Origin of the sequence: Pseudomonas sp. 34 E 7, assembly GCF_900005715.1 — a bacterium.
GTDB classification, from domain to species: Bacteria; Pseudomonadota; Gammaproteobacteria; order Pseudomonadales; family Pseudomonadaceae; genus Aquipseudomonas; species Aquipseudomonas orientalis_A.
The window spans coordinates 1,896-16,363 of record NZ_CVTX01000188.1 but is presented as its reverse complement, the minus strand read 5'-3'; the positions used below and the strand labels follow the sequence as shown (position 1 = coordinate 16,363).

Sequence of the window (14,468 nt, the reverse complement as noted above, 5' to 3'; positions counted from 1 at the left end):
TCTGGTGGCGATCTGGCTCTCATTGGCTCTGGGCCCGGTCAGCCTGCCGTTGTTCGACACACTCAGGGCCGCATTGCGATTGATGGGGATGCCGATCAATGCCCAGGGGCTCGAACAGGCCGAGTTGATCCTGGGGCAGATTCGTTTGCCGCGCACGTTACTGGGCCTGGCCGTCGGGGGCGTGCTCGCATTGTCGGGCGTGGCGATGCAGGGGTTGTTTCGCAACCCGCTGGCCGATCCTGGCTTGGTGGGTGTGTCCAGTGGCGCGGCATTGGGGGCTGCGGTGGCCATTGTCGCAGGCTCGTTTTTTGGCGGGCTGCCGGACGCGGTCGGGCCGTATCTATTATCGATCTGCGCGTTTCTGGGCGGCCTGGGCGTCACCGCGCTGGTGTATCGATTGGGACGGCGCAACGGCCAGACCAACGTCGCGACGATGCTGCTTGCCGGCATTGCGCTGACGGCGCTCGCCGGTTCGACGGTGGGGCTGTTTACCTACCTGGCGGACGACGCCACCTTGCGTACCCTGACATTCTGGAACCTGGGCAGCCTCAACGGTGCCAGCTATTCGCGATTATGGCCGTTGCTGCTGGTCAGTGCGGGCGTGGCGCTGTGGCTGCCGCGCCGAGCGAAGGCCTTGAATGCGCTGTTGCTGGGTGAGTCCGAGGCCAGTCATCTGGGTATCGATGTTGAAAAGCTCAAGCGTGAACTGGTGTTCTGTACGGCGTTGGGCGTCGGCGCAGCGGTGGCTGCGGCGGGCATGATCGGCTTTGTCGGATTGGTGGTGCCGCATCTGGTGCGGTTGCTGGCAGGCCCGGATCACCGGGTGTTGCTGCCGGCTTCGGTGCTGGCGGGCGCGAGTTTGCTGCTGTTTGCCGATCTGGTGGCGCGCCTGGCGTTGGCGCCGGCGGAATTGCCGATCGGTATCGTCACCGCGTTTATCGGCGCGCCTTTTTTTCTCTATTTATTGTTGCGGGGGCGCGCCTGATGCTGCGGGTGGAAGCGTTGCACATCCGTCGCGCAGGCAAGACCGTGTTGGCGGATGTGACCCTGGACCTGCTGCCGGGCCAAGTGCTGGGCGTATTGGGCCCCAACGGTGCGGGTAAAAGCACCTTGTTGAGTGCGCTGTGCGGTGAATTGTTGCCTGATCAGGGCAAAGTCTGGCTGGGTGCGCAGGAATTGAAGCGTTTGAGCGGCGCGCAACGCGCTCAACGCCTGGCAGTGCTGCCCCAGACCTCCACCCTGGATTTCGCTTTCCGTGTCGAGGAAGTGGTAGGCATGGGACGTTTGCCCCATCAGACCGGTCGCGTACGTGATGAGGAGATTATCCGCGCGGCGCTGCATGCGGCAGATGCAGGGCACCTGAGCGGTCGCAGTTACCTGGCCTTGTCGGGCGGGGAGCGTCAGCGGGTGCACCTGGCCCGAGTATTGGCGCAATTATGGCCGGGCGAGGCGGGGCAGACGTTGTTGCTGGATGAGCCGACATCGATGCTCGATCCGTTGCATCAGCATACGACCTTGCAGGCCGTCCGCAGCTTTGCCGACCGTGGCGCGGCGGTGCTGGTGATCCTGCATGACCTGAACCTGGCCGCGCGTTACTGTGATCGTATCCTGCTGCTGGCGGGTGGGCGCCCGCATGCCCTGGACACGCCGGCACAGGTGCTGCGGCCCGAGCCGCTCAAGGCGGTGTTTGGCCTGGATGTGTTGGTGCAGTCGCATCCGGAACGTGGTCATCCGTTGATCATCGCGCGCTGAGCACAGGGTTTTCCAGGCAAAAAAAGACCCGGCAAGAGCCGGGTCAAATAACCGTGATTAGCCTGATGAGGAGATAATCTGAGAGTCCGAACCAATGGTCTTTCAGTTATCGGCTGATCTCGCGACCAGTTGTGATAATCATAACGATTCTCATTTGAGAGTCAACAGTTGTTTTATCCATTCCCGTATTTTTCTCCAACTGCCCTTCCGCAGACCTAAATTTTCTTGCGCGTCGAGAGCGCATCGAACTGACGGTTCAGCGCTTCTTTGCGTTCTGCGGGAATGTCGTTCCAATGCACATCCATCAATGCGCCTTCAATGGCATACAGCAGGACTTTCGATGCTCGGAACCCGCGAGTGCGCACGGCGCGGTAAGCATCGACCGCCCCCAGGCGGCGTAAGTCGGATGCGCTGTGGATGCCCACCGCATGCAGCCATTGCGCCGACGTCTTGCCAAGATTTTTCAGGTGCTGCAGCTCATCGTTCATCAAGCCTCCTTGCGACGGCCGAAGGGTGCGGTGGGTATCGTGACCAGGCAAGCCTGAAAATGAGTGTAGCGCTCAGTAGGAAAAGTGTGATTTTTTGCTCGGGAACGGCTCAAAAGCTTATAAGAACTCCGCCATATCTCAGGCAGGGTAAAGCGCCCGGCACGCCTGTCGCGCGGCCGGGAGCCGAAGTCTTGAGGTTATTTGGTGCGGTAACGCAGGCGTGTGCCGAAATTGACCGACATCAGGATCTCGTCAGCCGTCAGGTCGGAGGAGAAGTAAGTGCCGGAAATCTGCGCGTGGGCCAGGCTGGCGCCTTCCAGTGAACACTCACGTAAATCCAGCCCGCGCAGGTCGGCGGAGCGGAAGTAGGCGTCGGTGAAGTCGATACCTGCGGTGTTCAGTTCGCGCAGGTCCAACCCTCGGAAGTCGCCGCCACGCATGTCGATAACCCCGTCACCGGGGCGTTCCTGATTGAAGCCGCGGATGTCGTCCTTGTGCAGGAGCGCGTAGAGCGGGGTATCAAGAAGCTTGGGATGACTCATGACGGCGACTCCTGTTGGTATTATGGCGCCATTATAGTGCCACTATCGCAGAGTCGTGCGCCAACGTGGCGACACGACCAAGAAATATTTCTTACAGGCCGGGCAAGCGCTGACGAATATGCGCAACCAACGCATCGAGGGTCCCGCTTTCGTTGGTCTCGACGCGCTTGCTCAACAGCAGCTCCTGCGCTGTCAGCGGGTCACGATTGGCTTGCTGCTGTTCGATAACCACCAACGTTGCGTCGGACGGATCGTTTTTATCTGCCTGACGTTGTGCCAGCCAACTGGCGATGACGGCCTGGGGCGCATTGCAATCCAGAATCAGGAACGGAGCCCCGGTGGCTTCGGCAACCCGGGCCGCCGCGTCGCGTTGTTCGCGTTTGAGGAAGGTGGCATCCAGCACCACCGGGAAACCGGCGCGAAGTACGGTGTCGGCAATTTCGTTCAGCTGCGTATACGTCGCAGCACTGGCGTCATGGTTATAGATGCCGGCCTGCGGTGTATTTTCCACAGGCTGCTCGCCAAACAGGCGCTTGCGCTCCACGTCCGAGCGCAGGCGAACAGCGCCTAATGCCTCGACCAGGCGCAGGGCGACATGGCTTTTGCCCACGGCCGAAACACCATGGGTGATTGCCAGGAAGCGCGAGGGAATCGTGCTGTAGCTTTCAGCCAGATTGGCGTAGTTGCGGTACTGGCGCAGGGTGGTGGCGCGTTGTACCGGGTCGGCTTCGCTCGGCATGCTGAACAGCGCAACTTTGGCCCGGACCAGGGCGCGATACGCCTTGTAGAAATTGAGCAGCTCCAGGCCCTGATAATCGCCGGTCAGCTCCAGGTACTGGCTGATGAATCGTCGCGCCAGGCATTTGAGGCCACGGTCTTCCAGGTCCATCGCCAGGAACGCGGTGTCGGCGTACACGTCGGTAAAGCGGAACGGCTCGTTGAACTCGATGCAGTCGAAGATCACCACATGGCCGTCGATCAGCGTGGCGTTGCCCAGGTGAATGTCACCATGGCATTCGCGGGTGAATCCATTGAGCTTGCGCTGTTGCAGCAGCGGCTTGAGGCGTTCGAAGCTGCTTTCGGCCCAGGCTTGCAGGGCTTCCAGTTGAGTCAGGTCGGCCTTGTCACTGAGGAATGGGCGGATCTGTTCGAAGTTCTGGCGTACCGGTGCCATCACTTCATCCGGGGTGCCGGCCGGGTGTTCCTGTGGGACTTTGGGGGCGTTGATGTGGAAGTGCGCAATCTGCCTGGCCATTTCGTCAATGTGCGCGCTGGTCAGTTCGCCGTTGGCTTGCAAGGTGCTCAGCATCTGGCTCTGCGGGAACTGGCGCATTTTCAGCGCGTATTCGATGACCGGGCCGTCGCCAGCCAGTTGCGGTGCGTCGGCAGTGCCGGTAATTGGCAACACTTCAAGATACAAATCTTCGGTCAGGCGCTGGTTGAGGCGCAGTTCTTCGTTGCAGAAGTGGCCGCGTTTTTCCAGATCGGTGAAGTCCAGGAACCCGAAGTTCATCGGTTTCTTCAGTTTATAAGCGTAAGGACCGGTCAGGATTACCCAGGAAATATGGGTTTCAATAACGTGAAATGCTTCCACCGGATGCGGGTACAACGCCGGGTTTTGCAGGGCTGCGATCAGGGACTGGCTCACGGGCGATCCTTCAAAGTCTGGGAGAAATCATGGCAGGCATTATGGCCGCTACGGGCGGTCGTGCAAACCGCTGTCCGGCTCATGTTGATCATCAATAAAGTGCGTATAATCCGCCGCCATGACTCGAACCCGATCTCCCCGTTCCCGTAAAAAACCTCCTTCGCGCAGCCTGCGCCCGTGGCTGGGCTGGGCGCTCAAGCTCGGCCTGGTTGGCCTTGTGGCGCTCGCCGGCGTTGCGGTGTATCTCGACGCCGTGGTCCAGGAGAAGTTCTCCGGCAAGCGCTGGACCATCCCGGCCAAGGTGTATGCACGCCCGCTGGAATTGTTCGCCGGCCAGAAACTGAGCAAGGACGACTTTCTCACCGAACTCGATGCGCTGGGCTATCGACGCGAGCCCGTGAGCAACGGCCCGGGCGCGGCGGCGGTCAGCGGCAATACCGTCGACCTGAACACCCGTGGCTTCCAGTTCTACGAAGGCCTGGAAAAAGCCCAGCCGGTACGCGTGCGCTTTTCCGGCGATTACGTGGCCGAGCTGTCGTCGCTCAACGGCGCCAAGCTGCCGGTGGTGCGTCTTGAACCGCTGATGATTGGCGGCATCTACCCGAAGAACCTTGAAGACCGCATCCTGATCAAGCTCGATCAGGCGCCTCCGTATTTGCTGGAAACCCTGGTCGCTGTCGAAGACCGCGACTTCTATAGTCACTGGGGCGTTTCGCCGAAGTCGATTGCCCGCGCGGTTTGGGTCAATACCTCCGGCGGCAGGATGACCCAGGGCGGCAGTACGCTCACCCAGCAGTTGGTGAAGAACTTCTACCTGACCAACGAGCGCAGCCTGACGCGCAAACTCACCGAAGCCATGATGGCCATGCTCCTGGAGTTGCATTACAGCAAGCAGGAAATCCTCGAGGCGTACCTCAACGAGGTCTTCGTCGGCCAGGATGGTCAGCGCGCGGTGCATGGCTTCGGCCTGGCCAGCCAGTTTTTCTTCGGGCAGCCGCTGTCCGAATTGAAGTTGCATCAGGTTGCCTTGCTGGTGGGGATGGTGAAGGGGCCGTCCTATTACAACCCGCGGCGCAACCCGGAGCGTGCGCTTGAGCGCCGTAACCTGGTGCTCGATGTTCTGGAACAGCAGGGCGTTGCCACTGCCGAACAGGTCGCCGCCGCGAAGAAAATGCCGCTGGGCGTCACCACCCGCGGCAAGCTGGCGGACAGCTCGTTCCCCGGCTTTATCGACCTGGTCAAACGTCAGTTGCGCGAAGACTACCGCGACGAAGACTTGACCGAAGAAGGGCTGCGCATCTTCACCAGCTTTGACCCTATTCTGCAGATGAAGGCCGAGGCGTCGGTCAATGACACCTTCAAACGCCTGACCGGCCGTAAGGGCTCTGATGAAGTCGAGGCCGCCATGGTCGTGACCAACCCGGAAACCGGTGAAGTCCAGGCCATGATCGGCAGCCGCCAGGCCAGTTTCGCCGGTTTCAACCGTGCCCTGGATGCCGTGCGGCCGATCGGTTCGCTGGTCAAGCCGGCGGTTTACCTGACCGCCCTGGAAAAGCCGAGCAAGTACACGCTCACCAGTTGGCTGTCGGACGATCCGCTGTCGATCAAAGGCGCCGATGGTCAGGTGTGGACGCCGAAGAACTTCGACCGCCGCTCGCACGGCACCGTGTTTCTGTACCAGGGGCTGGCGCATTCCTACAATATCTCGACGTCGCGTCTGGGGCTCGAAGTCGGTGTGCCGAATGTGCTGAAGACGCTGGCGCGATTGGGCATCGAACGGGAGTTCCCGGCGTTCCCGTCAATGCTGCTGGGGGCGGCAGCCATGAGTCCGATGGAAGTGGCCACCATGTACCAGACCCTGGCCAACGGTGGATTCAATACCCCGATGCGCGGTATTCGCAGTGTGCTGACCGCCGAGGGCGAGCCGCTCAAGCGCTACCCGTTCCAGATCCAGCAGCGTTTCGACGCGGGGTCCATCTACCTGATCCAGAACGCCATGCAACGCGTGATGCGTGAAGGTACCGGGCGCTCGGTCTACAGCGTGCTGCCGTCGAACCTGACGCTGGCGGGCAAGACCGGCACCAGTAACGACTCGCGCGACAGTTGGTTCGCAGGTTTCGGCCAGGACGTACTGGCCGTGGTGTGGCTGGGCCGTGACGACAATGGCAAGACGCCGTTCACCGGTGCGACCGGTGCGCTGCAGGTCTGGACCAGCTTCATGCGTAAAGCTGACCCGTTGCCGCTCAACATGCCGCAGCCTGACAATATCGTGCAGGCCTGGATTGATCCGCACACAGGTCAGGGTTCCGACGCCAACTGCCCGGGGGCGGTGCAGATGCCGTATATTCGCGGCAGCGAGCCACCACCCGGTGCCGCCTGCGGGGGCAGTGCCCCGGCTGATGCGGAGTCGGTGATGGATTGGGTCAAGGGCTGGATGAATTAAGCAAAGAGGGTTTCAAGTGAACAAGTTGTGGATTCCAGCGATTACAGTTCTGGCTTTGCTCGGCGGTTGCTCCAGCGTGCAACGCGGCTCTATTCCGGTGGTGGACGCGAGTACGGGCGTCTCCAATAGCGAGCGGATTTCGGCCAAGGGCGGGTTTCGTCAAACCGTGACCAACCGTCCGGCACAGGCCAAGCCGCAGGCAATGCCGCAGGACTCGGGCGTGGTGGTAATGGTGCCTGGCAGTGGTGCTGCTACCGCAGCCCCGATCAGCGCCGAACCCTGGACCCCGGGGCCAAGCACTTCGGGTCCGGTCGACGCCACGCCGATCCAGACCGCGCCGGTCAACCAGGGCACGTACAACATGCCGTCGACGCCGAGCGGCATTCCTTCGTCATCCAGTGCGGGCGGCCTGTCCGCTGACGAGCAACTGGATGGCCCGGTATTGGCGCTGCTCACCACCGCCCAGCAACAACAGGCCGGTGGCGACCTCAATGGCGCTTCGTCGAGCCTGGAGCGTGCCCAGCGCGTTGCGCCTCGCGAACCGCAAGTGCTCTACCGCCTGGCCCAGGTGCGCATGGCCCAGGGTGATGCACCGCAAGCCGAGCAGTTCGCTCGCCGTGGTTTGAGCATGGCCAACGGTCGTCCGGACCTGCAAGCCAGCCTGTGGGCGTTGATCGGCGACGCGCGTGCCGCCCAGGGTGACGCCGCCGGCGCTGCCCAGGCTCGGGCGAAAGCCAAGGTCAATCTCTGATGGATGAACGTTTTCCGGCGATTGCCGAACAGTTGTTGCTGATCGAGCGAGAGCTGCGCGTGCAGGGCTGGTGGGACGAGGTGTCCCCCAGCGCCGAAGCGCTCGGCAGCGCCGAGCCGTTTTCGGTCGATACATTGGATTTCCACCAGTGGCTGCAATGGATTTTCCTGGTCCGTATGAAGCAGATCCTCGAACAGGACCTGCCTTTGCCCAATGCTTCCGGGATTCTGGAGATGGCCGAGATGGTCTACGCCGACCGTCCTCGGGAGAGCCTTGGCTTGCGCAATGCGCTGAAAAAGTTCGACCAATTGATCGCTGACGCTCGTTAATTGCCTGACTGCCGGTTTTTCCGGCAGTCTTGCGCATATTTCTACCGCTTGACGACATTCAGGCGAGTTTTATCCCTCCTCAAAGCCCTTTCTCCTACGTTCTCATGCGCTTAGTTGGAAAAAAGCGCAATTATTGCTTGACTTGAAGGGCCTGAAACAGAAGAATCCAAAGTCCGCTGTATCGGGACTGCCAGAAGCAGGCCCGCTCAGCAGATCATGAGGCGCACATCCGCGCCGACCTGTAACACCCGCAACGCGTTACCTCGCGCTGGGTGGGAAAAGCCCGCAACACTTGGGACGATCCCAATACTTGCTCAGTCAGTGCTGACGTAGTCGGCGACCACCGTCGCTCATGCTCTGTTGAGAAGTAAACCTATTAAGACCCGTCGGTTTTCAACGGACGGTATTCTGGCGTTTTAGAGGTGAACAACGTGGAGCTTTTATCTGGCGGTGAGATGCTCGTCCGCTTTTTGCGTGACGAAGGCGTCGACTATATCTACGGGTACCCGGGTGGTGCTCTGCTGCATGTCTACGACGCACTGTTCAAGGAACCGGCTGTTACCCACATCCTGGTTCGCCACGAACAGGCCGCGACCCATATGGCTGACGGCTACGCCCGTGCCACCGGTAAAGCCGGCGTGGTACTGGTAACGTCCGGCCCGGGCGCAACCAATGCCATAACCGGCATCGCGACTGCCTATATGGACTCCATTCCGATGGTGATCATTTCCGGCCAGGTCGCCAGCACCATGGTCGGCACCGACGCGTTCCAGGAAACCGACATGATCGGTATCTCCCGGCCGATCGTGAAACACAGCTTCATGATCAAGCACGCGTCGGAAATTCCGGAAGTCATGAAAAAGGCGTTCTACCTCGCACAATCCGGTCGCCCGGGTCCTGTCGTGGTGGATATTCCCAAGGACATGACCAACCCGGCCGAGAAATTCGAATACATCTTCCCGAAGAAAGCCAAGCTGCGCTCCTACAGCCCGGCCGTGCGCGGGCACTCGGGGCAAATCCGCAAGGCGGCCGAAATGCTCCTGGCGGCCAAGCGCCCGGTGCTGTACTCCGGTGGTGGCGTGATTCTGGGGGGCGGTTCCGCACCGCTGACCGAGTTGGCCAAGCTGCTTAACCTGCCGGTGACCAATACTTTGATGGGCCTCGGCGCATTCCCGGGTTCGGACCGTCAGTTCGTCGGCATGCTCGGCATGCACGGCAGCTACACCGCCAACCTGACCATGCACCACGCCGATGTGATCCTGGCCGTGGGCGCACGCTTCGATGACCGCGTGATCAACGGCGCAAGCAAGTTTTGCCCGAATGCCAAGATCATCCATATCGACATCGACCCGGCGTCCATTTCCAAGACCATCAAGGCGGACGTGCCGATCGTGGGTCCTGTTGAAAGCGTCTTGACTGAAATGGTCGCTGCGCTCAAGGACATCGGCGAAACGCCGAACAAGGAGTCCGTTGCCAGCTGGTGGAAGCAGATCGACGAATGGCGCGGCGACCGCGGCCTGTTCCCTTACGACAAGGGCGACGGCAGCATCATCAAGCCTCAAACCGTGATCGAGACCCTGTGCGAAGTGACCAAGGGCGATGCCTTTGTGACCTCCGACGTGGGCCAGCACCAGATGTTCGCCGCGCAGTACTACACATTCGACAAGCCTAACCGTTGGATCAACTCCGGTGGCCTGGGCACGATGGGCTTCGGTTTCCCTGCGGCCATGGGTGTGAAACTGAGCTTTCCGGAGGCTGACGTTGCCTGTGTCACCGGTGAAGGCAGTATCCAGATGAACATCCAGGAACTGTCGACGTGCCTGCAGTACGGTCTTCCCGTGAAGATCGTCTGCCTGAACAACGGCGTGCTGGGCATGGTTCGTCAGTGGCAGGACATGAGCTACGGCAGCCGTCACTCCCATTCCTACATGGAATCGTTGCCCGATTTCGTCAAATTGGTTGAAGCCTATGGCCACGTCGGCATGCGCATCACCGATTTGAAAGATCTGAAGCCGAAGATGGAAGAGGCGTTCGCCATGAAGGATCGCCTGGTGTTCATCGATATTCAGGTGGATACCAGCGAGCACGTCTACCCGATGCAGATCAAAGACGGCTCTATGCGCGACATGTGGCTGAACAAGACGGAGCGTACTTAATCATGCGGCACATTATCTCCCTGCTTCTGGAGAACGAACCCGGCGCTCTGTCCCGTGTTGTCGGCCTGTTTTCGCAACGCAACTACAACATCGAAAGCCTGACCGTGGCCCCAACCGAAGACCCGACCCTGTCGCGCCTGACGTTGACCACCGTGGGCCACGATGAGGTGATCGAACAGATCACCAAGAACCTCAACAAGCTGATCGAAGTGGTCAAGCTGGTCGACCTGTCGGAAAGTGCCCACATCGAGCGCGAGCTGATGTTGGTCAAGGTCAAGGCCACGGGCGCCCAGCGTGCCGAGATCAAGCGCACTACCGATATTTATCGCGGGCAGATCGTCGATGTGAGCGCCAGCGTTTATACCGTTCAACTGACCGGTACAAGCGACAAGCTGGACAGCTTCATCCAGTCGATCGGGACGGCCTCGATTCTGGAAACCGTACGCAGTGGTGTCACCGGGATTGCCCGTGGCGACAAAGTACTCAGCATCTAACCCAATTAGCGAATGGCCTTACGGCCTGGATATATAGAGGAACCTCATGAAAGTTTATTACGATAAAGATTGTGACCTGTCGATCATCCAGGGCAAGAAAGTCGCCATCATCGGTTACGGCTCCCAGGGCCATGCTCAAGCGTGCAACCTGAAAGATTCCGGCGTTGACGTTACCGTTGGCCTGCGCAAAGGCTCGGCTACCGTTGCCAAGGCTGAAGCCCATGGCCTGAAAGTGACTGACGTGGCTTCCGCTGTTGCGGCCGCCGACCTGGTCATGATCCTGACCCCGGACGAATTCCAGTCCGCGCTGTACAAGAATGAAATCGAGCCGAACATCAAGAAGGGCGCCACCCTGGCCTTCTCCCACGGCTTCGCGATCCACTACAACCAGGTTGTGCCGCGCGCTGACCTCGACGTGATCATGATCGCGCCAAAGGCTCCAGGCCACACCGTACGTTCCGAGTTCGTCAAAGGCGGCGGTATTCCTGACCTGATCGCGATCTACCAGGATGCTTCGGGCAACGCCAAGAACGTTGCACTGTCCTACGCTGCCGGTGTTGGCGGCGGTCGTACCGGCATCATCGAAACCACCTTCAAGGACGAGACTGAAACCGACCTGTTCGGCGAACAAGCCGTACTGTGCGGTGGTACCGTTGAGCTGGTGAAAGCCGGTTTCGAAACCCTGGTTGAAGCGGGCTACGCGCCGGAAATGGCCTACTTCGAATGCCTGCACGAACTGAAGCTGATCGTTGACCTCATGTACGAAGGCGGTATCGCCAACATGAACTACTCGATCTCCAACAACGCCGAATACGGCGAGTACGTGACCGGCCCGGAAGTGATCAACGCCGAGTCCCGTCAGGCCATGCGCAACGCCCTGAAACGTATTCAGGACGGCGAATACGCCAAAATGTTCATCAGCGAAGGCGCCACCGGCTACCCTTCGATGACCGCCAAGCGTCGTAACAACGCCGCCCACGGTATCGAAGTCATCGGCGAGCAACTGCGCTCCATGATGCCGTGGATCGGTGCCAACAAGATCGTCGACAAAGCCAAGAACTAAGTCGTACGTATCAAGGGAAAACGCGGCTTAGGCCGCGTTTTTTCGTTTGGGTAAGCGGGTTCTGGTATAAAGCTGCATCGTTTGCGGGCGAACACTCGCCGCAAGTATCTGTCGAATTTTTTTCACACCGTTGCAAGGTAAAGTCCATGAGCGAACGTCCCGAAGAGCCAAACCAGGCTTCCGACGCCGAAAGCATGCTGCCGATCGATGAACATGTCGAAGAAGGGCATGACGCGGAAGGCCGCAAGGTCCGGCATCGTGGCATCTATCTGCTGCCCAACCTGTTTACGACGGCGAACCTGTTTGCCGGCTTTTACTCCATCATCAACTCGATGAGCGCCCAGAGCGCGTTGGCGGCAGGTGATGCCGTGAGTGCCAGCAAGTACTTCGGTTTTGCTGCCATCGCCATTTTCGTCGCCATGGTGCTTGATGGCCTGGATGGTCGTGTGGCGCGCATGACCAATACCCAAAGCGCCTTCGGTGCCGAGTACGACTCTTTGTCGGACATGGTCGCCTTCGGTGTTGCCCCTGCGTTGCTGGCGTTTGCCTGGGCGCTGGGTGATATGGGCAAGGTCGGCTGGATGGTTGCCTTCATCTATGTTGCAGGTGCGGCGTTGCGTCTTGCGCGCTTCAACACTCAGGTAGGCACTGCCGACAAGCGTTACTTCATTGGCCTGGCCAGTCCTGCTGCCGCGGGCGTGGTGGCGGGTATCGTCTGGGCGTTCAGTGATTACGGCATTCAGGGTTCGAAGATGTCGTTCCTGGTAGCGCTGATGGTTGCTGCGGCCGGCATGTTGATGGTCAGCAACATCAAGTACAACAGCTTCAAGGAGCTGGACCTCAAGGGCCGTGTGCCTTTCGTAGCGATTCTTGTTGTGGTGCTGGTGTTTGCGGTGGTGTTCAGCGATCCGCCGCGCATTCTATTGTTGGCCTTCCTGGTCTACGCCGCTTCCGGGCCGGTCCAGTACCTGCTGCATCTTCGTCGGGACAAAACATTGCCTTAATGTAATTTCCCCCATACTCCGCAGTCTATTGGTGCACCTGTCCTCCAATGCTGCGGAGTTGCCATGTTAATCAAATTGCCCAAAGCGTCCGATTGCCACGAATCGGATGTCACCCCTGAATCCTTCTATCTCTCTCGCCGCAGCTTGCTCGGTGGCGCGCTCGCCGGCATTGCCGCCAGCAGCCTGCCTCGTTGGGCCAGTGCAGAGGAGGCAGCACGCTATGCCGACGTCGAGCCGGGCAGGGCGCCTGACTGGTTTGCGCAAAAGCTCCCCGGCACCAAGTGGCAGGCAGTGACCGTCAAAGACGAGGCCATCACGCCGTTCAAGGACGCAACCCACTACAACAACTTCTATGAATTTGGCACGGACAAGGGCGACCCGGCGGCAAATGCCGGTTCACTCAAGACCGAACCCTGGAGCGTTGTGATTGATGGGGAGGTGGCCAAGCCTGGGCGCTACGCACTTGAAGACTTCATGAAGCCTTACCAGTTGGAAGAGCGCATCTACCGTCTGCGGTGCGTTGAGGCGTGGTCGATGGTTATTCCCTGGATCGGCTTCCCCATTTCCGCCTTGCTCAAGCAGGTTGAGCCCACCTCCAAAGCGAAGTTCATCCGCTTTGAAACGCTGCAGGATCCAAAAAGCATGCCGGGTCAGCGCTCCAGTTTCGGCTTGATCGACTGGCCTTATATAGAAGGGCTGCGCCTGGACGAGGCGATGAATCCATTGGCGATCCTTGCCGTTGGTATGTATGGGCGAGAGCTGCCTAACCAGAACGGTGCACCGTTGCGGTTGGTCGTGCCTTGGAAATACGGCTTCAAGAGTGTGAAGTCGATTGTGCGCATCAGCCTTGTCAGCGAGCAGCCGAAAACGACCTGGCAGAGTATTGCCGCCGATGAGTATGGCTTCTATGCGAACGTGAACCCGACGGTTGACCATCCGCGCTGGACCCAGGCGCGGGAACGTCGTTTGCCGAGCGGTCTTTTCAGCCCAAACGTGCGCGAGACCCAGATGTTCAATGGCTACTCCGATGAGGTCGCCTCTTTATATACGGGCCTCGACCTGCGGAAGAACTATTGATGCGCTATCCGCTCTGGCGCGTTGGCGTTTTTATAGCGGTCGCGGTATGGCCGTTGTTCTGGCTATATGAAGCCTGGAGTTTTGCCCTCGGGCCCGACCCTGGGAAGGTGCTGGTGGATCGCCTCGGCTTGGGCACCTTGATTCTGTTGCTGATCACGCTTGGCATGACTCCGCTTCAGAAACTGAGCGGTTGGGCGGGGTGGATTGCGGTACGCCGGCAATTGGGGTTGTGGTGCTTTGCCTATGTGACGCTGCATTTGGCAGCCTATTGCGTGTTTGTCCTCGGGCTTGACTGGTCGCAGTTGGGCGTGGAATTGCGTAAGCGCCCGTACATCATTGTCGGCACGTTGGGGTTTGTGGGCTTGCTGGTTTTGGCTGCGACCTCCAATCGTTACAGTCAGCGACGGTTGGGGAGCCGCTGGAAGAAACTGCACCGTTTGGTCTATGTGATTCTCGGACTTGGTTTGCTGCATATGCTCTGGATAGTTCGGGCTGATTTGAAGGAGTGGGCTGTCTACGCGTCCATTGGTGCGCTGCTTCTTCTATTGCGGGTGCCACCGGTGATGCGCCGAATCCCCCGCCTTATTGCTAAAAAACCGTCTTCTGCAACAAAACTGTAATTAGCCCTTGACGGCAGATTCTGTGCGCCTATAATTCGCCCCACTTCCGGCGCAGTCGAAACGGAAAACTCCTTGGTAAACAATGAGTTAAGTAGTTTTCG

At 59.6% G+C, this 14,468-nt stretch carries 14 protein-coding genes; 11 read left to right on the top strand and 3 right to left on the bottom strand.

Features of this window, described 5'->3' with window-relative positions; all coding sequences use genetic code 11:
- Position 1 precedes the first annotated feature (1 nt).
- On the top strand, positions 2 to 985 hold the full coding sequence (locus tag BFP96_RS26180; protein WP_170876042.1) for a FecCD family ABC transporter permease: 984 nt from the start codon (positions 2 to 4) through the stop codon (positions 983 to 985).
- The gene (locus BFP96_RS26175) at positions 985 to 1,752 is read left to right on the top strand and encodes a heme ABC transporter ATP-binding protein (protein ID WP_065937297.1); all 768 of its coding nucleotides are present in this window, start codon (positions 985 to 987) and stop codon (positions 1,750 to 1,752) included. Before BFP96_RS26180 ends, BFP96_RS26175 begins: the two co-directional genes overlap by 1 nt.
- 215 nt (positions 1,753 to 1,967) lie before the next feature.
- On the opposite strand, the gene BFP96_RS26170 is transcribed toward BFP96_RS26175, so the two are convergent.
- From BFP96_RS26170 to BFP96_RS26160, 3 genes are all read right to left on the bottom strand, one after another.
- Positions 1,968 to 2,240: a TfoX/Sxy family protein gene (locus tag BFP96_RS26170; protein WP_065883985.1), complete on the bottom strand. Its 273-nt coding sequence runs from the start codon at positions 2,238 to 2,240 to the stop codon at positions 1,968 to 1,970.
- Between the two features lie 197 nt (positions 2,241 to 2,437).
- Positions 2,438 to 2,782 (bottom strand): pentapeptide repeat-containing protein, encoded by a 345-nt coding sequence (locus tag BFP96_RS26165; protein WP_065883988.1) that lies wholly within the window; start codon positions 2,780 to 2,782, stop codon positions 2,438 to 2,440.
- 91 nt (positions 2,783 to 2,873) lie between these two features.
- Positions 2,874 to 4,430 carry a bifunctional aminoglycoside phosphotransferase/ATP-binding protein gene (locus BFP96_RS26160; protein ID WP_065897572.1) on the bottom strand — a complete coding sequence of 519 codons (1,557 nt, stop codon included), beginning with the start codon at positions 4,428 to 4,430 and terminating at the stop codon, positions 2,874 to 2,876.
- A 118-nt stretch (positions 4,431 to 4,548) separates the two neighbouring features.
- Here BFP96_RS26160 and mrcB point away from each other — a divergent pair, with 118 nt between their 5' ends.
- The 9 genes from mrcB (at position 4,549) to msrQ (ending at position 14,367) form a co-directional block, all read left to right on the top strand.
- Positions 4,549 to 6,873, top strand: a complete 2,325-nt coding sequence (mrcB, locus tag BFP96_RS26155) for a penicillin-binding protein 1B (RefSeq protein ID WP_065892291.1) — start codon at positions 4,549 to 4,551, stop codon at positions 6,871 to 6,873.
- 16 nt (positions 6,874 to 6,889) lie between these two features.
- Positions 6,890 to 7,624: a tetratricopeptide repeat protein gene (locus BFP96_RS26150; protein ID WP_065883995.1), complete on the top strand. Its 735-nt coding sequence runs from the start codon at positions 6,890 to 6,892 to the stop codon at positions 7,622 to 7,624.
- A complete protein-coding gene (locus tag BFP96_RS26145) occupies positions 7,624 to 7,953 on the top strand; it encodes a YqcC family protein (RefSeq protein ID WP_065897570.1) in 330 nt (109 codons plus the stop codon). The genes BFP96_RS26150 and BFP96_RS26145 overlap by 1 nt, the downstream gene beginning before the upstream one ends.
- Positions 7,954 to 8,384: 431 nt before the next feature.
- A complete protein-coding gene (locus tag BFP96_RS26140; protein WP_065884006.1) occupies positions 8,385 to 10,109 on the top strand; it encodes an acetolactate synthase 3 large subunit in 1,725 nt (574 codons plus the stop codon).
- 2 nt (positions 10,110 to 10,111) lie between these two features.
- On the top strand, positions 10,112 to 10,603 hold the full coding sequence (gene ilvN, locus BFP96_RS26135; protein ID WP_003176102.1) for an acetolactate synthase small subunit: 492 nt from the start codon (positions 10,112 to 10,114) through the stop codon (positions 10,601 to 10,603).
- 46 nt (positions 10,604 to 10,649) lie between these two features.
- On the top strand, positions 10,650 to 11,666 hold the full coding sequence (ilvC, locus tag BFP96_RS26130; protein ID WP_003176099.1) for a ketol-acid reductoisomerase: 1,017 nt from the start codon (positions 10,650 to 10,652) through the stop codon (positions 11,664 to 11,666).
- Between the two features lie 146 nt (positions 11,667 to 11,812).
- A complete protein-coding gene (gene pssA, locus BFP96_RS26125) occupies positions 11,813 to 12,670 on the top strand; it encodes a CDP-diacylglycerol--serine O-phosphatidyltransferase (protein WP_065883999.1) in 858 nt (285 codons plus the stop codon).
- A 63-nt stretch (positions 12,671 to 12,733) separates the two neighbouring features.
- Positions 12,734 to 13,747 (top strand): protein-methionine-sulfoxide reductase catalytic subunit MsrP, encoded by a 1,014-nt coding sequence (gene msrP, locus BFP96_RS26120; protein ID WP_065897569.1) that lies wholly within the window; start codon positions 12,734 to 12,736, stop codon positions 13,745 to 13,747.
- Entirely contained in the window at positions 13,747 to 14,367 is a 621-nt protein-coding gene (gene msrQ / locus BFP96_RS26115) for a protein-methionine-sulfoxide reductase heme-binding subunit MsrQ (RefSeq protein WP_065937296.1), read from the top strand. The genes msrP and msrQ overlap by 1 nt, the downstream gene beginning before the upstream one ends.
- The last annotated feature ends 101 nt before the right edge of the window (positions 14,368 to 14,468 follow it).